This is a genomic window from Photobacterium sp. GB-56, from assembly GCF_003026105.1.
In the GTDB taxonomy this organism is placed as follows: Bacteria; Pseudomonadota; Gammaproteobacteria; order Enterobacterales; family Vibrionaceae; genus Photobacterium.
The window spans coordinates 93,634-114,515 of record NZ_PYNW01000012.1 but is presented as its reverse complement, the minus strand read 5'-3'; the positions used below and the strand labels follow the sequence as shown (position 1 = coordinate 114,515).

Here is a 20,882-nt window from a genome sequence, read left to right as displayed (position 1 = left end):
TTTACTTGTTATTAATGATGCTAACTGACGTCGCAGAATAGCCGATAACCCAAAGCATTAAGATAATTTTCATGCTAATTTCTTCGCGTTAATATTTTCTTTATCGTCATTGGAGCAAACATTGAAAATTGAAGTATCTGTTCAACCCTCTGAGCATCAATTACAAGTGATAAGTGATGGTATCAGCGCTTTTAACGCAACGTATTTACCGAGTGATGGAGAGTTTGAATCAGGTTTACGTTTTGCGATTATGGCGCAGAATGATCAAGGTGAATATGTCGGTGGGCTGCAAGCAAGTGTGGTGTGGAGTTATTGCGTATTGGAGTTACTTTGGCTTTCTGAAGAAACGCGTGGGCATGGTGTAGGCTCTCAACTTATTGAACAATTAGTGGCGTTAGCGAAAGAAAAACAATTAACACAAATACGTACTGAGACGTTAGATTTTCAAGCAAAACCGTTTTATGAAAAGCTGGGATTTAAAGTCTATGGCGAAATTGATGATTCGCCCAAAGGGCATAAAACGTACTTTTTGGTAAAAGTGTTATAACAAAATTACATACCAGTAGTTTAATTTGCTGAGTGGTACTTTTTAATAAATAAGTCATGATAATAAGAGGCAAAAATGGATTTATCCTCAAATTTTAGAATGTTGGCAATATACAATCAGCGGATGAATAATCAGCTTTTAAATGCATGTAAACAGCTTACAGATGAACAACTGTTTCAAAATACCAATGCATTTTTTCCAACTGTAATGGCGCATTGGAATCATATTCTGTTTGGCGACTTAATTATGCTGCGACGTTTAATTGCTAATAATATTGTTGAGGTTAATTCGGAAATCCTAGAGCAGTTACCGGTAGCGAAAAGGATTAATGAAACATTTGTAACAACAATGGACGAACTATCACAATTACGTTCGTTAGTTGATGCTGTGTATATTGATATAACAAAGGGATTTACCGTAGCAACCTGTAATGAAGTCGTGAGATATACAACAACAGATGGTCAGCTCATTGAACGCTATGTTGGTGAGTTTTGTCAGCATATTTTTAATCACCAAACGCATCATCGCGGTCAAATGACCTGTCTATTGAGTCAGTTTGGGGTTGATTTCGGTTGTACAGATTTACCCATAATTGTGCCAGAAGGGGCCCGTTGCTAGATGTATTTTCGGGTAGACTAGATTCATAACGCTATAATTGAGCTAATCTCTTTGTTAACACTTGTTGCTTATATTTAAATGAGGCTTATCGATGAAAAAGTACTGGCTAATTATATTTGTTTGTTTGTCGTTCCCGTCTTTTGCAGCCAAAAAAGTATTAGATTGCGATAACCCACGTAACACGTTGGAAATTAATGATTGTGCCTCGTTAACGCTAGCCTCTGCACAAGATGAATTGTCCAAATATTTAGCTGCCAGCGTTGAGCACAATAAAAAAGATCCCGAGTTAGTGAAGGCGATAGAGCAAGCGCAAAAAGATTGGGAAGTGTATATGAAAGCGCAATGTAATGCGGTTTACACCCAATGGCGTGAGGGAACTATTCGTAATGTCATGGCATTGGATTGTAAAACTCAATTAACCAAAGAAAGAACGCATGATATTTGGATGCATTTTTTAACATATATGGATAGTACACCACCTGTTTTACCTGAGCCTTCAACCTATTTTAAAAAGTGATTTTTTGATGTGTTAGAGAAGGGGATGTTTGCAAGTAACTGTTATTAATGCATATTACTCTCAATAAAAAATCTCAGCTAACGCGTTGTAATTGAATAAATAAGAGCTCTGTTCACGTGTATGTATTCAGAGCTTTATTTTCTTTGCCTTTAATGAAGGGCTAAAACAGACGGCGTTTTAATCCTGTTCTTTCTAATATTCTGGTTGAGATCTCTTCGACGGACATGCTGGATGTATTGATATAGGGGATCGCTTCTCTGCGAAATAAACTCTCTACACTGAACAGTTCAGACTCACATTGGCTTTCACTGGCATAATCACTATTGGCGAGACGGTTGTTGCGGATTTCTGTCAATCTTTCTGGATCTATAGTTAGGCCAAAAAGCTTATGTCTATGTATTTCAAATTCAGGCAGTAAACGAAGTTTGGCAAGATCTTCGGCAATAAATGGGTAGTTCACCACTCTTAAACCAAATTGCATTGCCATATAAAGGCTGGTGGGCGTTTTCCCACTGCGTGATACGCCAAGTAATATCAAATCAGCTTCCTCTAAACCACGAAGAGAAATACCGTCATCGTGGGAAAGGGTGTATTCGATAGCCGCTATTCGATCAAAATAACCGTCTTGATCCTTACCAACACTGTGTGAGCGTTGCAATTGTGGCTTGGGCTCTAGCTGTAGATCGTCGGCAACAAAATTAACCATGGTTTGTAATACATCGTAGAACAGTGCATTGGCTGACAATAGCTGTTGTTTAATTTCAGGTACGACCATAGAGAAGAAAACTAAAGGCTTTTCTCCCGTCGCTAAAAAAGATCGCTCTATCTCTTTTACCACTTCAGCGACCTTGTGCCCATTTTCAGTAAAAGGGAAAGTCTGCTCATTGACTTTTAATGGAAACTGCGCAAGGACAGCATGACCAACGGTTTGACATGTTATGGCGGTTCCATCAGAAATGTAGAACACGTCACGAGTTTCAATTTTGTGATGCATAATAAGTTCAAATAAGGATTTATTTTTGAGATAAGATGTGAATAAAGTATAGAAAAGTCGTCGTACGTTCTGTAACTAATGCCACAACCTGACGAAAAAGTGGTTTTTTTTACGCAGCAACGCAAACGATTGCTTTTAATTGGTAGCTGAATTATTTCGGAGATACACATGCAAAAGTACACCCTTTGGTTCAACACTTTATCAATGAATGATGTGAACCAAGTTGGCGGAAAAAATGCCTCGCTTGGTGAAATGGTATCAAACCTTTCAAATGCGGGAGTGTCTGTTCCTAACGGATTCGCGACTACCTCTTACGCATTCCATGAGTTTTTAGAGTATGAAGGGCTAAATAATCGTATTTACGATTTGCTTGGCGCTCTTGATGTTAATGATGTTGAAGCACTTCAGCGCACTGGGGCGACAATCCGTAACTGGATTTTAGCTGCGCCATTTCCTGTTGAATTAGAACAGAGTATCCGTCGTGATTACCTTGAATTGATTGATGGTAACCAAGCACTTTCCGTTGCGGTTCGATCGTCTGCAACCGCTGAAGATTTACCTGATGCTTCCTTTGCGGGTCAACAAGAAACATTTCTTAATGTAAAAGGTGTTGATGCCGTTTTAGAGGCAACGAAACACGTTTATGCCTCGCTATTTAATGATCGCGCCATTTCTTATCGCGTTCACCAAGGTTTTGATCATAAGGGTATTGCACTGTCTGCAGGTATTCAGCGCATGGTGCGCTCTGATAAAGCAGCGTCAGGGGTGATGTTTACGCTTGATACTGAATCAGGCTTTGATCAAGTGGTGTTTATTACCTCTTCTTGGGGTTTAGGTGAAATGGTGGTTCAGGGGGCAGTTAACCCTGATGAATTTTATGTCCATAAACCAATGTTAGAAGCTGGGCATGCACCAATAGTAAGAAAGAACTTTGGTTCAAAACTCATCAAGATGATCTACTCTGATAATCAAGAAATTGGTAAACAAGTAGACATTGTTGATACCACAGATGAAGAACAATATCAGTTCTCGATTAATGATGAAGAAATTAAAGAGCTTGCTAAACAAGCAATGATCATTGAAAAGCACTATCAACGTCCGATGGACATTGAATGGGCGAAAGATGGTATTGATGGCAAGCTGTACATTGTTCAAGCACGTCCAGAAACAGTGTGTTCGCAAGGATCTCAAAACGTAATTGAACGCTATGAGCTGAACAATAAAGCGGATGTGTTATTAGAAGGTCGCGCGATTGGTCAACGTATTGGTAGCGGTAAAGTACGCCTGGTTGATTCGCTTGATCAAATGTCACTGGTACAAGAAGGGGATGTACTCGTCACAGATATGACAGATCCTGATTGGGAACCTGTGATGAAACGTGCATCTGCGATTATTACTAACCGTGGCGGTCGTACTTGCCATGCTGCCATTATCGCTCGTGAATTAGGCATCCCTGCGATTGTGGGTTGTGGTAACGCTACAGAAGTATTAACAGATGGTGCTGTTATTACCGCTTCATGTGCAGAAGGTGAAACAGGTTATGTTTACCAAGGCGAATTGAACTATGAAGTTCGACGCTCTGAGGTAGATGAATTACCAATATTACCAACTAAAGTGATGATGAACGTCGGTAATCCAGAGCGTGCGTTTGATTTTGCACAATTACCGAATGAAGGCGTAGGTTTAGCGCGTTTAGAATTTATCATCAATAAAATGATTGGTATTCACCCGAAAGCATTATTGAACTTTGATGCACAAAGTGACGAGTTAAAAGCGCAAATTCGAGAGAAAATTAAGGGCTATAACGATCCTATTGATTTTTATGTTAGCAAGTTAACCGAAGGCATTTCTACCATTGCTGCAGCGTTCTGGCCTAAGCGTGTGATTGTTCGTATGTCTGATTTCAAATCGAATGAGTACAGTAATTTAATTGGTGGTAAAGAATTTGAACCCCATGAAGAAAACCCTATGTTGGGTTTCCGTGGTGCTTCTCGTTATATATCACCGGTATTTGAAGATTGCTTTGAACTTGAAACACAAGCGATGAAACGTGTTCGTAATGAAATGGGGTTAAAGAACGTTGAAATTATGATCCCGTTTGTACGTACGCCGAGTGAAGCTGCATCTGTGATTGAGTTACTGGCAAAAAATGATTTACGCCGAGGCGATCAAGGTTTGAAAGTGATCATGATGTGTGAACTGCCATCAAATGCCGTATTAGCGGATGATTTCTTGAAATACTTTGATGGTTTCTCGATTGGTTCGAACGACATGACTCAGTTAACGCTAGGTTTGGATCGTGATTCTGGTGATGTTGCGCATCTCTTTGATGAGCGTAACCCTGCGGTTAAAGCTATGCTGAAAATGGCGATTGATGCAGCAACGAAAGCGGGCAAGTACGTCGGTATTTGTGGTCAAGGACCATCAGATCATGATGATTTAGCAAAATGGTTAATGGAGCAAGGTATTAGTTCTGTTTCACTAAACCCGGATACTGTGATCAATACTTGGTTAAAGCTAGGTGATGTAAATAAAAATCATTAGCAGACAGGTTAGGTTTAGTTGCTAAAGGTAAAATTAAGCTCTGATTAATGATCAGAGCTTTTTTATAGCAGATTGAAAATTAAGTGTCGTACACCTAAGTTAGGAGGACATATGGTTGTTGTAGAGCGATTTTCTTTTGCACATGAAGCGCATATAGCGAAAGCCAATCTAGAAAGTGCCGGTATTCACTGTTGCCTTGCTGACGAATTTACGGTCAATACGCAATGGCTTTATTCTAATGCAATGGGGGGAGTGCGTTTGTTGGTAGAAGAAAAAGATATAGAGTCAGCGAGAGTGCTACTTGAAAGTGATTTTTCTGATGCGTTAGAAGAACAAATACCACCTTATGATAACGAGCATGAACATTGTGCTTATTGCGGTAGTCATGATGTAGTGACTTATACGAAAGGTAAGCGCCCAGCATTTTTAATGTTTATTGTGCTAGGTTTCCCTTTGTTTACATATCAACATGGTTATAAATGTAACCAGTGTGGTAAATTTAGTGAGGAGTTGTAAAATTTTAAAGTATTAGCTTAATGCTATTACTTATCCGCACGCTGTTACAAAAGAATGTTTAACGGGATACGATAACGGAACGTTAATCTAGATACTTCAGTTTACTAAATGTTTATTTGATTACATAACGACTTTTCTATGTCTGTCATTTATCACCCTTTTTTCTAGTACGTAACCTTGAACTTTTAAAAATGATCACGTTTTTTAAAAGTAGTTGATTATTCAATTAAATAGCGCGTTATATCTGTTTGAAGAGGAGTGTAGTTTGATATATGATTTCCTCATTATTTATCTAGCTAAATTTCCTGAATTGATAATTAATAATTGATGGTTCGCACACCCATCGACATAAAGACCGCTCCTTGTGAGCGGTTTTTCTGTTTATGGTCATTTAACGCTAATTTTTTTAATTAAATAAGATTAGAAACATGAGTAATAAAGACGAATATCATTCATATTTACTTTATTAATTTACCGATTTAAGTGCTAACGGTAATGTTTGTTTTAATTCATCCAGCCACTGATAACGGTTTTTATACAGCTTGCGTTTATTACGATTGAGTGTGCTCAAGTCTTTTCGCTCTGGTAATAAAGGTAATTTATAGGTTACGTTACTTTCTTTAACACCCTGATATTCTTGCCAGATCTGGTCATAGTCACAGCTAACCGCATGACGTTTTGAACCGATATAACGGAGTGCTTGATAAATGTGACCTTTATTACTGACAGCGGTAATGTTTTTTAATTGATAAGCATCAGCAAAAATGAGAGCTAATTCCACCATTAATGCCTTAGGACGTAAGCCATATAGTCCTTTTGTTAACTCTTTGATGAGTTCTTGACGGTTCTCAATATCACTGTCTGGGCCTTGTAAAGCACCAATATGTAAATGGCTTTGATCTTGATTAACGGTAAAACTAATACAATATAATTGCTTGTTGTTACTATCTGTGAGCGTGAGACCCAGTGATCCTTCTCTTGAGTAACCAGCATCAAGATAGATATTGTATACGTTGTCATTTTTATCTGTTATTTGAGATAACTTAAGACCTTCATGCTGGTATATATTTAAAAGTTTTGAAGAAAAGTTGTTCAGCATAAATTGAAGATGTTTTTTCAACATCTGCATTCTTTGTTTTTTATCCCATGCCACACAGCCATATGGCTTAAGTGGTTTTTCAATAAATGACGGATATACCGTGATTAATTGTTGAAGTAATGGGTTATCGAAGTAGCCCATTACTTCATCAGTAACTTTGGGTGAGAAAACGCACCAGCAATAGAGACGAAATTTTTTTCTTATTTTATCCATTCCTTTGATGTTTGGATAAAGCATGTTGGATAAAAATGATCCACGCTTAAATACCGTGTTTGATGTGATGGCTAAATGAGACATTTTGATAAACCTTGTAGATATTTATATTTTTAATTATGGATATTTTTCTATTAATAAGACTTAAATATAAATTACAAATTAAACAGTGTTTGTTTAATAAAGGCTGAACGGAATGTTAATATTTGAAATCTAGTATTTTCATTGTTAATCATATTCAACATTATTGAGGTTTTATTCATTTATAAAAACAATAGCGTTGTTTTTATAGCTTTTTATGAAAAAAGTGTTTCTACCTGTAACATGTGGCGGGTGTTATAAAGTAGATTAATGTTTATTCACTACCAATGAAAAGGTAATTAATGGCTGTTTTTTAGTTAAAGTTTGTCTGTTATTTAACGCGTATATTAATATGTTTGCAAAGTTCAGCCACCTGAAACTTAATTGTTTGAATTCGAAATGAGTGATGAAGAGAGAGCTATACATTCATCCTGCTTGTAATATATGTGTAGGTAAATCATGACAGCACGAAAGTGTGGAGCAGTTAATACTTCATTAAAAGGTGCAGCAATCCAATATGACTTAAGAGTATTCCCATGCTGCCAAGAAAAAACAGTTTATTTAAGTGTTAGGACGGGATAAAAGGACCAAGGTGAACAAGTGTAATTACGATGATGTAGGCTAATTGTGAATATCATTTAGGAATGTGCGCTCGCACTACTAATCTAAAGTATCTGGAAATGGAATACATTGCTAATGTAGAGATACATTCATTAGGGAGAGCTTACAATGATCAAAGAAATCACTTTTCCGAGTTCAACAGGGATCTTAGGCAATGAAAAAGGACGATATTATCGTGATTCCTTTTCGGTCAATATTAGCCAACAGCACTTAAATGCCATTGATGTGTATTATGCTATTTTTGCCCATTTACCAAAGCCTGTGATTATTGCAATGAAAATAAGAAATAAGATCATGGGTTGGCTGGGGTTTTCAGCGGGCGCAACGGAAATGTCGTTACCGAAAGAACAAATAGCCACAGGTAAGCAAGCTGGTTTTCTTGTATTTGAGTCGGTATCGGAAGCGGAGGTAGTTGCAGCAGCTTATGATAAAAATATGGATATGTGGTTATCCGTGTTGAAGCTCTCTGAAAAAGAATATGCGGTTTCAACATTGGTGAATTTAAAAACACGATCTGGATGTTTATACATGGCGTTCATTAAACCTTTTCATAAGTTGGTTGCTAAGTTCTGTATTGCTCAAGCATTGCGTGCAAAGCGTATTTAAACAGTTAATAAGGTGTAACATTTTTCTATTAACTCTTGTTTAGAATTTTAAGGTAAATTGCTGCTATCTAATAAGTGATCACTGCGATCTGATAAAGGAAGATCATCGATGGTAGCGCTATTTTTCAAGTGTTTGTTAGGGGCTTTTGCCGTTTTGCTCATTGCGTTACTTTCTAAAAGTAAGAGCTTTTATATCTCTGGTTTAGTGCCTTTATTTCCCACCTTTGCTTTAATTGCCCACTATATTATTGGCACAGAGCGCACCATGGCAGATTTGCGTGTTACTGCATTATTTGGACTGTATTCACTAATCCCTTATGCGGCATATCTCATTGCTGTTTATTACTTTAGTTATAAATATGAATTAGTTTGGACACTATCATTGGCTGCATTAGTTTGGGCTTTCTTTGCTTGTTTGTTACTGATGGGGTGGACGAAGTTTAGCCCTGCATTGAGTTAGGTGAGAGGTCGTGAGTAGGGTGAGATAGGGAATCGTGACATGAACACTCAATCTAAAGCTTATTTACATTAATGCAAAGAATATGGCGTGTTCGGTGATTATTTCACTCGTGAACACGCCATAATATTAATGCGATGATACCTATTTGCTTAGATTAGTGACTTTTCATTTAGTCATTTTTTCGTTTAAAAGGTCGATGAAGAAAGCATATTCCAATGCATCTTCGTGGAGTGCTTTAAAACGACCTGATGCACCACCGTGACCAGCTTCCATATCGGTTTTAAACAGTAAACGATTGTTGTCTGTCTTCATCTCACGCAGTTTTGCTACCCATTTCATTGGCTCAAAATATTGCACTTGTGAATCATGTAGCCCTGTTGTCACAAGCATGTTTGGGTAGTCGTGCTGACCCACATTATCGTATGGCGAGTAACTTAACATGTACTCGTAATACTCTTTCTGATTAGGGTTACCCCATTCGTCATATTCGTTTGTCGTTAATGGAATAGACTCATCCAGCATGGTCGTTACCACATCAACAAATGGCACTTGCGCTGCAATTCCGCAATATAATTCAGGCGCTTGGTTAGCAATAGCGCCCATTAACAAACCGCCTGCAGAGCCACCAACAGCAAAGATTTTATCTTTCGCACCGTAACCTTGTTCGATAAGTGCTTTTGTTACATCAATAAAATCATTGAAGGTGTTTTGCTTGGTGAGTTTCTTTCCATCTTCATACCAAGGGCGACCTAGCATTTCAGAGCCGCGAATATGCGCGATAGCATAGACAAAACCACGATCAAGCAAGCTTAAACGTGATGATGAAAAACTAGGATCAATGGTTGAACCATAAGAACCGTAACCATATTGGTAAAGCGGATTGGTGCCATCTTTTTTAAATAAATCTTTACGGTAAACCAAAGAAACAGGTACCTGTTTACCGTCACGAGCGTTGATCATTAATCGCTCTGATTGATAGTTGCTTGCTTCAAAATCGCCTAGTACTTCAGCCTGTTTTAAAAGGTCGAACTCACTGTTATCAAGGTTGATATCAAAGTGAGACGCTGGCGTTGTCATACTTGAATAGTAAAGGCGGAGTTTATTGGTATTAAGCTCTTTATTGCCATAGAAGAAAGCGGTGAATGCTTCATCATTAAAGTGTAATTCACGCTCTTCATTGGTATCTAATTGACGTACAGTCACATGGGTTAAACCATTTGAACGTTGCTGATATACAAGGTAGTTATCAAATAATTCGTAATCTTCTAGCATCACACCTTCAGCAGGTGCTATTACATCTTGCCATTTTGACTTATCACCGATTTGATCGGTATCAACTTTCATTAAGCGGAAGTTAACAGCCTTATAATTGGTCAACACGTAAAATTGCTGCCCAAGTTTCGAAATACTGTACTCTAAGCCTTCTTCACGCGCTAAGAATGGTTTTGCCGTAGCGTTTGGATCGTTAGCATCGATAATAGAAACAGCACTGGTTTCAGTGCTTGAATGCCAAATATACACCAATTCGTTATCTTTACTTTTACCTATCGAGGTATAAAACGTTTGATCTTTTTCTTCAAAAATCAACACGTCTTCAGTCTGGTTTGTACCTAATTGGTGACGGAATACTTGATACCCCAATAAGGTTTGCGGATCTTTCTTGATGTAATAAAACGCTTTGTTATCGTTCTGCCACGCAATAGATCCACTGGCGCCTGTGATTTCATCAGCAAGGTATTCACCCGTAGTCAGGTTTTTTACTTTGATGGTGTAAATACGACGGCTAACAGTATCTTCACCATAAGCCAGTAAATTTTCATCTTGGCTTACACTTAGGCTTGATACATTGTAATACTCGTGATTTTTAGCCAGTTCGTTAATATCAAGCAATACGGTTTTATTCGTTCCTGCAAAATCGTCTGCTCGAACTGAAACAGGATATTCATTATCACCCGTTACTTCGCTGGAATAGAAGTAATTGCCTTGTTTTACAGGGACTGAATTATCATCTTTTACAATACGGCCTTTAATTTCTTCAAATAGCTGCTGTTGTAATGCTTCTGTATGCGCCATTACAGCATCGGTGTAAGCATTTTCAGCGTTAAGATGCGCAATGATCTCAGGATCACAGCGTTTATCATCACGCATCCAATAGTAATTATCAGTACGTGTATCATTATGGATGGTCATTTCATGTGGTACTTTCTTTGCGACTGGCGCTTTAAATGAAGACGCATGAACCACGTTTGTTGTTTTTGTATTCACAATAATGTCCTTCCAAGTATTTTCTTTTCATTGAGCATAAAAGAAAATTTAAAATAGGATACAACGATTACCATAAGGTGTTGTATTTTTGTTATTTTTTAAGACAGATTTAGGCATGAATAAACGCGATAAGAATGCATTTATAGTTTTATTATGCTCTGCTTACATCCTATATCTTGGGGTATTTCTCTATTTTTCAATCCTTAGAATTAAAATCGAAGAATTAAGATAAAAAGTAATATCGTAGCTGCTATTTTTTCTTATATGAAACAGAGAGAATTGTAATTGAAGATTTTTATTATATGGAAAAAAGCTAACGCATTGGTTTTATTGTAAATTTACAAGATAAACCATGTGTTTTTTGATCATATAGTCAGTTGTGGTTCATAAAAACGAAATAACGTGATTTCACTCACAAAATATTCTTAACGAACCAAGTGGTGAAGTTAGGTTAGGTGACGTTTACGACGAACAGTTAACGACGACAGTTACGATTACAGATGCAGATAATAAGATGCCCATCTTGATGATCATGACGGACACAGATCAGATAACAACGGATGTGAAGCAAGAGCTGAATCAAATGGTAAAAGAAGCCAATGAAACGCTACCTGCACATGAAAAAATGCGATTAGAAACCGCCTATTTTGATACGAATGTGAACATTGAGCTAACCACAGAAGTGGCCTACCATTCTCAATATCAGAAAGATATGCAGTTAACGATTGATGAAACCGAGCTACCACACCATGCCAGCGAGCAGTATCACTTTGCTGAAGCCGTCGATATGTTAAATACCTACGCGCAGAAAATGGATACGCTTTTTCATCAACAATATTCATTTATCCATAAAGTATAGTGATAAAAAAAGGCGCTCACTGAGCGCCTTTGGGTTGTGGTATCTGAGATTAACTAATCACGACTAAGCAATTAGGTAACTCATTTTTATTTTCAGTTAATGGATAAGCATTAGCCAGTAACTTGCTTGATTGCTCTAAGCACTGCAGAAAGCCTTCATAGGTTTTTCCTGCGCGAACATTGGTTGTGAAATCAGCAACAATAGAGCGCCATGCTTCATCACTGATTTGTTCACTAATACCGAAGTCCGTTAATATTTCAACGTAATGTTCGGCTTCACACACAAAAATCATCACGCCTAAATGCTGTTTGGTGCGATGAATACCATTGGCGAGAAATTGCTCTCTTGCCACAAGACTAGCACGACGATGTTTCACTGCTTTTGGCACCAGACGATATTTAATCGCAGGGATCCTAAATAACAAGGTAAACGCGATAAAGCCGACTAACTGACATAATAGAACGTCGTTTAACTCTAACCAAAAAGGTAAGAAATTGAGTAGGGCGGGAATAAATAACGCAATAATTGCAGCCCATAATGTCGGTACAAAATAATAGTCGTCGGCTTTAGTCGCCACAACAGTCATTAATTCAGCATCGGTTGTTTTTTCAATTTCACCAATTGCTTGGCTGATTGTTTCTAGTTGTTCATTAGTAAATAACTTCATATTTACCATCCTCCTGATGCGCCGCCGCCACCAAAGCCACCACCGCCGCCACTAAAACCTCCACCACTGCTGCCTCCGCCAAAGCCGCCACCATTTCCGCCAGAGCGAGGGGAATTTCCCGAACCAAAACCACCACTGGTGAATACATCACCATTACGACGATAATACTGTGAACGATGACTTCTACGTCGGCTAAAGGCGATAATTTGAATCACGATGACAAAGAGTATGAATAGGTAAAGATCATAAGACGGTTTTTCTTCTTGAACCACAGGCTTATATTCACCTTTAATTGCCCCAAGGATCGCTAATACGCCATTTTCAATCCCTTTGGCAAATTGGCCTGATTTAAACTCAGGTTTTATTTCGTGGTTGATAATACTAATGGCTGTCGCATCTGGCAGTGCGCCTTCTAAGCCATAACCGACTTCAATCCGGATTTTCTTGTCGTTATAGGCAACAATTAATAGCACACCGTTGTCATGCTCTTTATTGCCAATACCCCATTTACGACCGAGTTGATACCCGTAATCGGCAATAGGGATCCCATCTGTTGATGGAATGGTAACAACAACGACTTGGTTTGAAGATTGTTTCTCTTCATTCGCAAGCAGTTGCTCTAGTTGTTTGATTTGCGAAGCATTAAGGATATGCGCATCATCCACCACACGTCCCGTGAGTTTTGGGAAGGCGGGTTGTGCAAAGCAAACTTGGCTAACTAGCAACAAGAGTCCGGTAAAATACAGGACTTTTTTTATCATTAGAATGCTACCTTAGGTGCAACATCAGCATTGGGTGTCGTCGCTGAGAAGTTTGGTTTAATCGTTAAATCGCTATACATAATCCAATGCCAGAAACGACCTGGGAAAGTACGAATTTCTGTATTAAAGGCTTTAACGCTATTAATGTAATCACGACGAGCAACGGCAATACGGTTTTCTGTGCCTTCAAGTTGCGCTTGCAGTGTAATAAATTGCTCATTAGCTTTTAAATCAGGATAACGCTCAGACACAACCATTAAACGAGATAGCGCACTACTTAATTGTCCTTGGGCTGCTTCAAACCTTTTAAATGCTTCAGGGTTATCTATTGTTTCAGGAGTAACCTGCATTGAAGAGACTTTTGCACGCGCTTCTGTAACGGCAGTTAATGTGTCTTTTTCATGGCTAGCATAGCCTTTCACCGTTGCGACAAGGTTCGGGATCAAATCAGCGCGACGTTGGTAATTATTTTCAACTTGTGCCCAGTCTGCATTTACTTGTTCATCGAGCATGGGAATTGTATTAATACCGCAGCCGGTCAGTTGGAGCAGTAAAGCCAAGCTAAATACCCATTTCAGTATTTTTGGAAAATTAAACATTCGTATCCCTTCTGTTATGTATGATTATATTTACGTTGTTTATTGATAATTGAACAATGCAAAATAATGGAGTTTATACATGTTAAGTATAAATAAAATTAAATAATTATCATCAATATGTCATTGTTATTTTTAGTATAAAAAATCAATAAGACGCAATTATTATGGCAAAAATAAAGAGTGTATTAGGTGGTTAGCACATCTAAATGTGTAATAACTATTTTGCTTGTTACTCGCTGGCTTTTTGGTGGCTGTAAGTAAAGAAGGTGTGTTTCTTTGGTAGTCTCGGTTTCTTGCGAATTGAAGTTAAAGAGGAGAGATACAGCAACATTCGTCATGCTGAAGATGTCTTTCGACATTATGAATTAGTAATTCACAATGAATTACTAATTCATCTAACTCGGAATTGCCCCAAAACGTAGAGTAGATGCTCCTCACCAAACGACGATGTTCATATTGACCAACATTTTCTAATGTTAGAAGCTCATGAGTAGCCAGCTTAGTTGAAGATCAATATTGATAGTAATAGCAAGGTTATCTACAAAATCACATACCCAAACGGCAAGATCTATATCGGGAAGAATCTGACAAACAGTATCCATTTATCCTTGGTGCCGGTTTATTGAGTACGTCTTTGAACGTGGCTTTTACACTGGCGAATTATCTACTAATCATCTTTAGTGATATCTAAGCCCAGCAGCCCGAAATAAATGGTACCTCGTAAGCTTTGATAGAGGGTGTCATTATCACTGCTCAGTGCCACTGCCTCTTGAATCACTAAACATCGATCATCATCGATTGAATGCTGACTATCGTTGAGATAGACAATATGCTCTTTACGGATTGTTCTTTTAACTTCAAATGCGGTCAATGCTCTTCATAACTTGAAGTAACTTTTCTCGTCGGTAATCAATTAACATTGTTCTTCGTATGTTAAGTACTATTGTATGTTTTTCATCCGAAATAATTATAACCTTAACCATGCTGTTCAATAATTAACCACCCCATAATGAACTTTGCAAGAGCAGAACACTCACGAATAATATAACGTAATGATATTTAGTGCTTTCTGAACACAAAGTAAGCTAATTTCATGACGTGAAACACACCGCGTTATTAAAGTCGCTGCAATTGTTGTTATAGTCTTGAAGTTACATTTTGTTGCCTATAGTTTCTCTAAGATTTAATTTATTTACAGTAAATTAAATTTCAATTACATTTTTTAACAATACTGAAGATTGAATATGCAAAACAAATCAAACCAAATGAACAAAAATTATGAATAATGATGACCCGAAGGAATTCATAGGTGCTGCCTTTATTTGTAAATCAGGCATTAGAGCTAAGGCTTGCGCTGAGCACATAAACTTGAAAACAGGAACTCACGAATGTTCTTTTATAAAATGAAGAAAAATGTGTATGCCTTTTTTTTGAGTAATATGATGCTTAGGATATCAGTCGATGCGACAATATTCTCATTTCTGTGGTTTTACTTATCTGATGATACTATATTAAGTGGTATTACATACATGGCATTTAGGACTTTTGAGATATATTTAATGCCATTTAGTTCATATTTACCCGATAAATTTGGAAGAAAAACGGTATATAACTATTGTTACATTTCCGCTTTTATTTGTTGCTTACTTGCGTTAACTGCCTTGATTGTTCTTGAATCAACTTTGCAAATGATTGTATCAGTAGTTACATGTTTATTGTTAGGTGGTGTAGTGAGTATACTCCCAACAAACACAACATCTTTACTGCATGACAGGTATGGTAGTAGGTCTAAAGTTGCATTCAGGGTTGGATCTATTTTTGCGTCTTATAAAATATTTCTATCTCCGATAATAGGAATGCTAACTACTATATCTTTTGGTAGCTTAAATACGGTCATAATAAGTACTGTTCTTCTAAGTATTGCTTTTTTTATAAAAGAGTATGCATTAATAAATATACCTAATGTAAAATCACTTGACAGGGTAAAGTTTAGCGATACTTTTACGAGTTTGTTCAACTCATTATCAATAAAATACGAAAAGGTCTTTATTCCCACCTTAGCTGTGATTAATTTACTTATGACTCCATTTTTCATGGTTTCATTACCACACAATGCTGCAAATGGAATTTATCCAATTCCTGAGTTTGTTGTTTTGTTAGATATGCTTTTCGGATTAGGGATATTCATTGCTAACAAATTTATTTCAAACAAAATTCCTGATAAGCAAGCAATTCTTATTGGGTTATTTTTATTAGCTCTTATGCTGTCGTTTGGTTCTGGAGATAACGTTTATATGGCACCTGCAATGTTGTTTTTAGGGGGGCTTGGGCTACCATTAATTGTTATAAACATAACTACTATTCGTGTAAATAACATACCGAAAGACAAAAAGTCCATGTATCTATCATCATTGACTTTTTGGAGCCTATTTTTAAATCCAATTTCAATTCTAATTATATCTTATATGTATAAGTACGATTTAACTAATAACGTTCAAAACGTTTATTTCTGTATTTCATTTTCGATTCTTGCTTATTTTTTTTACAATGCTTTTACATTTTCCACTGATGTTATAAATCAAGTTAAAGGACAAGAGAATGAAAAAAATAATTGATATCCTTTTAAACAGAAATACTGATAGTCACGGCCTACCATCTAACCCTTGTATAATAAAAGGTGGTGGTAGTGAGTTTAAAAATATAATATCTGTAAATGATATAGATGACTTTATTTCAGTTGATGGAGCAAGGCTACCGTATATAGCAATATCTAACACAAAGAAAAAATATAGTCAGCTGACTGATGTGCCTTTTCAACAAAGAGAACTTGGATATTTTGACTCCTCTATTATTTTACAGGAGTTTTTAAATGGTAGCTCTATAATCATGAAGCACATTGACCGTAGGTTTCCAGCTGTTGCGGCACTTAAAAACAAAGTTATCGAGGAATTGTTTCCTTAGACCGTCCAAGCCAATGCGTATTTAGCACCGAGTGACACCCAAGGTGTTCAAATACATGCAGACCCACATGCAACCCTTTTAATACAGTGTTCGGGAAAGAAGAGATGGCTTGTTTGGGGGAGGGCTTTTGACGACACTCAAGAGTCTCTATTAGAATCTTTAGATTTAGACAAGAGAGTTAATGAGATAGCTAAAGGTCAACCTATTATTGATGAATTTGTTCATGAAGGTGATATTCTTTATATTCCTAAAGGTTATGTCCATACCCCATTTACTTCTGATACACACTCATTGCACTTAACTCTAGGTATTCAGACCAACTCCGAGAGTTCTTTGGCTTATACAGGAAAAAGTATACCAAATGGCAATAATGTTAGCTATTCGTGCAAAGACTATATGCTCGCGCCATATTTTTTGCCTGAATGATTCACAAGCTAACAAGATACATTTAAATTATGTTGCGCCTTGTTCATAAACTTGGCTTTAATATCACGGAATAATATTCCTTCTAGCGTCACCTATAGACATTTTTAAAAAGCCAATCAAGACAGGAGTGGTAACTCTAATGCTGTTCACTTAAGGTGAGCGGCATTGTTTTTGCTAGAGTAGCGGCTTGGTTTCTTCTTCGCTACTATTTCTCGTCTATGTGTGGCGAACCGAGAACATTGAAGTAATCGCCATACAACCAAATCAGTTCACTTGCTTAAGAGTCGAATAAAACAATAACTAAAAAGTGAGGATAATAATATTGAATACTATAGATACGCGCAGAGAACCAGAACCTAACAAAACTTGTGAAAATAAAGGCAAGAAGGAATATAGCTCCGACAGTTTATTACTATCTTGCTTATAATTAATGGATTTTGGACTTTAACAATTGAAGAGTTTACACTTCAAAATAAAACGCTACTTTACTCCGTAAATATCGGTTTGGGTATGATACTTGTTGGGCTGTTGCTTTCTCGCTTGGTGTCATTTAATCGTGCTGCTTTGAACACGATAAAGCTAGATGAGAGTGACAAAGATAGCTTAGCTGCCAAACGTAGAAAATCAGGTTGGTCTGGCGAATATCGCTCAAAAATGATCTTTGGTTGATATTTAGCCAAAGTTGAATCCCGCCCTGTGGTAGGTATAACTACATGGACAAAGCGTTTAGCACGCTGTTTTTTACCGCGGGTATTGGGGCACTTCAGTTTCCAAAGCTACTGATGAAATCGCTACGATCTCACTTCTTTCTTACCTAATACTAGCTTTTAGTTTGGCTAAGAGTCGACATATTGAAAGACTGGAACGCTATAAAGGACGTATATATATGTCTTTATTGTATGGTTAAAAACTCCTGTGTTTCTGACTATCGCAGTGTTTTTAGTGTTAATTGCTACAGGCATGTTAACCCCAAACACGCTTGATGGTTTTTCATTAAAAGATCTGTTGGGCTTTTAGCACACACATAACAAGTAAGGATTAAGTGTTGCGTAGCCAACGTTAAATCCCAAGTGTTGAACAAGCCCGAGCCTCTGTATAAGTAAATTGTGCGATATGCTCTAGAGGGGTGGCAGCCTTGATGCTTTTCTCAAGGCGAGTTCGGTGTTCGTAAGGCAGAGGGGGCGCTACATCATCTGGTGTGTCATGCATGCCATTTTTGCTATTTGCCATACCTATAGTTATTCATGACATTGCTAATGTAAGTTTTCGCGAAACTCATTTCTGTCCACAAACGAGCTAGCTTTCATAGCTAGCTCATTGTGATCACCAAGCGACTCTGTCGCATCTTAACTATCCAACAAAAACGTAGCTATAAACCCATTGTTATGATTAATAGTTAAGGTATCAAGCAACCCAATCGGGGGAACAATTGGGTTGCTTGATATTAGGCGTTTAACACCTTCTGATTGCTTGAATGCCAATCAAAATAGGAGTTGTTACAACCATAGTTTCTTGCTGAGCCTTTTACAATTTTGATCGTATTATCTGAAGATTCAGAAAACGTAAATGGCTTGGTTGATTCACTATACCAATGTTTATCACCTTGTTGAAAAGTAAGGCGAAAGTTCACAATTTGTAATGCATCGTTAATTTGATAAAAGCCCTGATCTTCGGTGGTTACTGAGGTCTGTATTTTTCTTGTTTTATCGTTATAAACAAAATCTGTGGTATGAATATCGTAATGGTTACCTGTTCGCATAATGTTGAGCTTTCCATTTATTGCGATTTCAGCAGTATTGATATCAATCGGGCAATGAAAGTTTTTTCTTGTTGGTGTTTTATTAATACACTTTTTTGCCTGCTCTAGAATGGTTTGGTTTATATCAAGTTCTAAATTTGATTGCTGTGTTTTTTCTTGCTTAGAAAAATGCGCAATATTAGCCGTCGGTTGTTCGGATTTATTGTAATAAAAGCAACAAATCGTAATTAGTGCTACTGCGCCTATAAGTCCATATTTCTTCATAATTATGTAATTGACTGTTGTTTTATTGCAGACGATAAACGAGGGGTCGAGGGCTGTAAATAGACTTGAACAAGGGCAAAGCGAGTATCACAAAGAAATGACAAACGTGAATCGAATATGAAGACGAAGATAGTCATTGTTAAGTTTTTGGCGAGGGGAAGAGAAACTAAGGCGGCGTAATTAACACGGAGATTAATATCCTTATACTGATAAAAAAACAATATACAGTAACCGATAATAGAATTAGCGTTCTGTGAATAACTTGTGGTATTCAATGTTTTAATAATAGTGGTTTTTTGGTTATTTATTTCTTATGGTATGTGAGTGTTTTACAAATTAAGTACGGCTTTTAAATAATTACCTTTAACAAGCTACGCTTAAATCTGAGGGTTATATTTATTTGAGTGTGGGGTGAATATGGGGCTGTGGTTATACCTACAACGGGTCACGGTAAAATATTTCTCTCAACTAACTGGGCGAAATATTGCAGTTATCACGGGTTTATACATCGCAATAAGTTGGTTACTACTGTTTCTTGTGGGTGAAAAACAATTAAGTCGTTCTTTCTCCACTTTCTTTTATTACTTAGTCGTAACCGCTTCTACTGTGGGCTACGGCGATCATTCTCCTGAAACCGCACTCGGTAAATGGGTGGCTGCGCTATTTATTATTCCGGGTGGTTTAGGGCTATTTGCGATTGTTGTTGGCCGGATAGCAACCTTGTTCGTGAGTGTTTGGCGACGTGGCATGTTAGGAAAAAGGAGTCTTGAAATGGAGCAGCATATTTTACTGTTGGGGTGGAATGAAAATCGAACGCTTAGCATGTTACGAATGTTACTACATGAAGAAGCAGGGCGTCGGACGATTGTGTTATGTACGCGTTCTGAAATCGAAAACCCTATGCCTGATAAGATAGAATTTGTCCGTGTCACTAGCTATACCAATGCCGAGGAAATGGCGCGTGCCAGTATAGATAAAGCCAGTTGTATTATTGTTGATGCGCTACATGATGACGTAACCTTAACTGCAGCATTATTTGCCGCAGGTCGTAATCCAAGTGCACATTTACTGGCTTATTTTGATGACGAGGGGCTGAGCGATTTATTAAAGCTTCATTGTCCTAATGCGGAATGTATTCCTTCGGTTGCGATTGAAATGATTGCTAAATCAGCGGTTGATCCGGGGTCGAGTGTGCTTCATCAAGAGCTATTAAGTACGGATAAAGGGATGACTCAATATGCGATTGATTACCCTTCAACACAACAACCAGCGACCTTTGCGTTATTGTTTGAGCATTTTAAATATCAGCACGATGCTATCCTTATTGCCTATGACGATGGTAAGGGGATTCAAGTCAATCCACCATTAAACCAATCTATTACTCCTGTTACTCGTCTATTTTATATTGCGGATGAACGTGTTGATGATATGACGTGGCCAGAGCCAGCATCTTGATGACTCATTGTTGTGCAACGACGCATTATGTTGGTGCTGTGGGTGATTACG

20 protein-coding genes and 2 pseudogenes are annotated in these 20,882 nt (G+C 37.5%); 13 read left to right on the top strand and 9 right to left on the bottom strand.

The window, feature by feature from the left end; translation table 11 throughout:
• Positions 1-121 precede the first annotated feature (121 nt).
• From C9J42_RS15860 to C9J42_RS15850, 3 genes are all read left to right on the top strand, one after another.
• Positions 122-547 carry an N-acetyltransferase gene (locus C9J42_RS15860; RefSeq protein ID WP_107206817.1) on the top strand — a complete coding sequence of 142 codons (426 nt, stop codon included), beginning with the start codon at positions 122-124 and terminating at the stop codon, positions 545-547.
• 75 nt (positions 548-622) lie between these two features.
• Positions 623-1,165, top strand: coding sequence for a DinB family protein (locus tag C9J42_RS15855; protein WP_107302153.1), 543 nt, complete (start codon positions 623-625; stop codon positions 1,163-1,165).
• Positions 1,166-1,256: 91 nt separating this feature from the next.
• On the top strand, positions 1,257-1,682 hold the full coding sequence (locus C9J42_RS15850; protein WP_107206819.1) for a lysozyme inhibitor LprI family protein: 426 nt from the start codon (positions 1,257-1,259) through the stop codon (positions 1,680-1,682).
• 160 nt (positions 1,683-1,842) lie between these two features.
• Here the strand turns inward: C9J42_RS15850 and C9J42_RS15845 are convergent, their stop codons facing one another.
• Positions 1,843-2,676, bottom strand: a complete 834-nt coding sequence (locus C9J42_RS15845) for a pyruvate, water dikinase regulatory protein (RefSeq protein ID WP_107206820.1) — start codon at positions 2,674-2,676, stop codon at positions 1,843-1,845.
• A 168-nt stretch (positions 2,677-2,844) separates the two neighbouring features.
• On the opposite strand from C9J42_RS15845, the gene ppsA reads away from it, so the two are divergent.
• Both ppsA and C9J42_RS15835 read left to right on the top strand, forming a co-directional pair.
• Complete coding sequence (ppsA, locus tag C9J42_RS15840) at positions 2,845-5,220, top strand: phosphoenolpyruvate synthase (protein WP_107206821.1); 2,376 nt, start codon at positions 2,845-2,847, stop codon at positions 5,218-5,220.
• Positions 5,221-5,331: 111 nt separating this feature from the next.
• On the top strand, positions 5,332-5,736 hold the full coding sequence (locus tag C9J42_RS15835; protein WP_107206822.1) for a DUF2007 domain-containing protein: 405 nt from the start codon (positions 5,332-5,334) through the stop codon (positions 5,734-5,736).
• Between the two features lie 466 nt (positions 5,737-6,202).
• Here the strand turns inward: C9J42_RS15835 and C9J42_RS15830 are convergent, their stop codons facing one another.
• Positions 6,203-7,132: a VirK/YbjX family protein gene (locus C9J42_RS15830; RefSeq protein WP_107291226.1), complete on the bottom strand. Its 930-nt coding sequence runs from the start codon at positions 7,130-7,132 to the stop codon at positions 6,203-6,205.
• A gap of 726 nt (positions 7,133-7,858) precedes the next feature.
• On the opposite strand from C9J42_RS15830, the gene C9J42_RS15825 reads away from it, so the two are divergent.
• Complete coding sequence (locus C9J42_RS15825; protein WP_107247240.1) at positions 7,859-8,356, top strand: DUF2867 domain-containing protein; 498 nt, start codon at positions 7,859-7,861, stop codon at positions 8,354-8,356.
• Positions 8,357-8,464: 108 nt separating this feature from the next.
• Complete coding sequence (locus C9J42_RS15820; RefSeq protein WP_107206825.1) at positions 8,465-8,815, top strand: GlpM family protein; 351 nt, start codon at positions 8,465-8,467, stop codon at positions 8,813-8,815.
• Positions 8,816-8,980: 165 nt separating this feature from the next.
• Here the strand turns inward: C9J42_RS15820 and C9J42_RS15815 are convergent, their stop codons facing one another.
• Positions 8,981-11,080, bottom strand: coding sequence for a S9 family peptidase (locus tag C9J42_RS15815; protein ID WP_107287803.1), 2,100 nt, complete (start codon positions 11,078-11,080; stop codon positions 8,981-8,983).
• Between the two features lie 532 nt (positions 11,081-11,612).
• On the opposite strand from C9J42_RS15815, the gene C9J42_RS15810 reads away from it, so the two are divergent.
• Positions 11,613-11,939 carry a hypothetical protein gene (locus C9J42_RS15810; protein WP_233220750.1) on the top strand — a complete coding sequence of 109 codons (327 nt, stop codon included), beginning with the start codon at positions 11,613-11,615 and terminating at the stop codon, positions 11,937-11,939.
• 49 nt (positions 11,940-11,988) lie between these two features.
• Here the strand turns inward: C9J42_RS15810 and C9J42_RS15805 are convergent, their stop codons facing one another.
• From C9J42_RS15805 to C9J42_RS15790, 5 genes are all read right to left on the bottom strand, one after another.
• The gene (locus C9J42_RS15805) at positions 11,989-12,606 is read right to left on the bottom strand and encodes a TPM domain-containing protein (RefSeq protein ID WP_107247242.1); all 618 of its coding nucleotides are present in this window, start codon (positions 12,604-12,606) and stop codon (positions 11,989-11,991) included.
• A gap of 2 nt (positions 12,607-12,608) precedes the next feature.
• Positions 12,609-13,367: a YgcG family protein gene (locus tag C9J42_RS15800; protein ID WP_107302152.1), complete on the bottom strand. Its 759-nt coding sequence runs from the start codon at positions 13,365-13,367 to the stop codon at positions 12,609-12,611.
• Complete coding sequence (locus tag C9J42_RS15795; protein WP_107302151.1) at positions 13,367-13,966, bottom strand: LemA family protein; 600 nt, start codon at positions 13,964-13,966, stop codon at positions 13,367-13,369. The genes C9J42_RS15800 and C9J42_RS15795 overlap by 1 nt, the downstream gene beginning before the upstream one ends.
• 476 nt (positions 13,967-14,442) lie before the next feature.
• Entirely contained in the window at positions 14,443-14,568 is a 126-nt protein-coding gene (locus C9J42_RS21810) for a hypothetical protein (RefSeq protein ID WP_255418314.1), read from the bottom strand.
• Between the two features lie 65 nt (positions 14,569-14,633).
• A complete protein-coding gene (locus C9J42_RS15790; protein WP_107206832.1) occupies positions 14,634-14,837 on the bottom strand; it encodes a hypothetical protein in 204 nt (67 codons plus the stop codon).
• 517 nt (positions 14,838-15,354) lie between these two features.
• Between C9J42_RS15790 and C9J42_RS15785 the strand changes: the two genes are divergently transcribed.
• The 4 genes and pseudogenes from C9J42_RS15785 to C9J42_RS15770 form a co-directional block, all read left to right on the top strand.
• Positions 15,355-16,581 carry a hypothetical protein gene (locus C9J42_RS15785; RefSeq protein ID WP_107302150.1) on the top strand — a complete coding sequence of 409 codons (1,227 nt, stop codon included), beginning with the start codon at positions 15,355-15,357 and terminating at the stop codon, positions 16,579-16,581.
• Positions 16,565-16,927, top strand: coding sequence for a hypothetical protein (locus C9J42_RS15780; RefSeq protein ID WP_107302149.1), 363 nt, complete (start codon positions 16,565-16,567; stop codon positions 16,925-16,927). Before C9J42_RS15785 ends, C9J42_RS15780 begins: the two co-directional genes overlap by 17 nt.
• 15 nt (positions 16,928-16,942) lie before the next feature.
• Positions 16,943-17,353 (top strand): annotated as a pseudogene (locus C9J42_RS21855) (JmjC domain-containing protein); the annotation flags it as partial.
• A 546-nt stretch (positions 17,354-17,899) separates the two neighbouring features.
• A pseudogene (locus tag C9J42_RS15770) lies at positions 17,900-18,022 on the top strand (ISAs1 family transposase); the annotation flags it as partial.
• Positions 18,023-18,797: 775 nt separating this feature from the next.
• Here the strand turns inward: C9J42_RS15770 and C9J42_RS15765 are convergent.
• Positions 18,798-19,376 (bottom strand): hypothetical protein, encoded by a 579-nt coding sequence (locus C9J42_RS15765; protein ID WP_107302147.1) that lies wholly within the window; start codon positions 19,374-19,376, stop codon positions 18,798-18,800.
• Positions 19,377-19,793: 417 nt separating this feature from the next.
• Between C9J42_RS15765 and C9J42_RS15760 the strand changes: the two genes are divergently transcribed.
• Positions 19,794-20,831, top strand: a complete 1,038-nt coding sequence (locus tag C9J42_RS15760) for a potassium channel family protein (protein WP_107302146.1) — start codon at positions 19,794-19,796, stop codon at positions 20,829-20,831.
• The last annotated feature ends 51 nt before the right edge of the window (positions 20,832-20,882 follow it).

Excerpts from the sequence above, each read along its gene's own strand:
- C9J42_RS15855 (WP_107302153.1), top strand. The coding sequence starts at position 623 with ATGGATTTATCCTCAAATTTTAGAATGTTGGCAATATACAATCAGCGG.
- C9J42_RS15850 (WP_107206819.1), top strand. The coding sequence starts at position 1,257 with ATGAAAAAGTACTGGCTAATTATATTTGTTTGTTTGTCGTTCCCGTCT.
- C9J42_RS15845 (WP_107206820.1), bottom strand. The coding sequence starts at position 2,676 with ATGCATCACAAAATTGAAACTCGTGACGTGTTCTACATTTCTGATGGA.
- ppsA (WP_107206821.1), top strand. The coding sequence starts at position 2,845 with ATGCAAAAGTACACCCTTTGGTTCAACACTTTATCAATGAATGATGTG.
- C9J42_RS15835 (WP_107206822.1), top strand. The coding sequence starts at position 5,332 with ATGGTTGTTGTAGAGCGATTTTCTTTTGCACATGAAGCGCATATAGCG.
- C9J42_RS15830 (WP_107291226.1), bottom strand. The coding sequence starts at position 7,132 with ATGTCTCATTTAGCCATCACATCAAACACGGTATTTAAGCGTGGATCA.
- C9J42_RS15825 (WP_107247240.1), top strand. The coding sequence starts at position 7,859 with ATGATCAAAGAAATCACTTTTCCGAGTTCAACAGGGATCTTAGGCAAT.
- C9J42_RS15820 (WP_107206825.1), top strand. The coding sequence starts at position 8,465 with ATGGTAGCGCTATTTTTCAAGTGTTTGTTAGGGGCTTTTGCCGTTTTG.
- C9J42_RS15810 (WP_233220750.1), top strand. The coding sequence starts at position 11,613 with ATGACGGACACAGATCAGATAACAACGGATGTGAAGCAAGAGCTGAAT.
- C9J42_RS15805 (WP_107247242.1), bottom strand. The coding sequence starts at position 12,606 with ATGAAGTTATTTACTAATGAACAACTAGAAACAATCAGCCAAGCAATT.
- C9J42_RS15800 (WP_107302152.1), bottom strand. The coding sequence starts at position 13,367 with ATGATAAAAAAAGTCCTGTATTTTACCGGACTCTTGTTGCTAGTTAGC.
- C9J42_RS15795 (WP_107302151.1), bottom strand. The coding sequence starts at position 13,966 with ATGTTTAATTTTCCAAAAATACTGAAATGGGTATTTAGCTTGGCTTTA.
- C9J42_RS21810 (WP_255418314.1), bottom strand. The coding sequence starts at position 14,568 with ATGGATACTGTTTGTCAGATTCTTCCCGATATAGATCTTGCCGTTTGG.
- C9J42_RS15785 (WP_107302150.1), top strand. The coding sequence starts at position 15,355 with ATGTTCTTTTATAAAATGAAGAAAAATGTGTATGCCTTTTTTTTGAGT.
- C9J42_RS15780 (WP_107302149.1), top strand. The coding sequence starts at position 16,565 with ATGAAAAAAATAATTGATATCCTTTTAAACAGAAATACTGATAGTCAC.
- C9J42_RS15765 (WP_107302147.1), bottom strand. The coding sequence starts at position 19,376 with ATGAAGAAATATGGACTTATAGGCGCAGTAGCACTAATTACGATTTGT.
- C9J42_RS15760 (WP_107302146.1), top strand. The coding sequence starts at position 19,794 with ATGGGGCTGTGGTTATACCTACAACGGGTCACGGTAAAATATTTCTCT.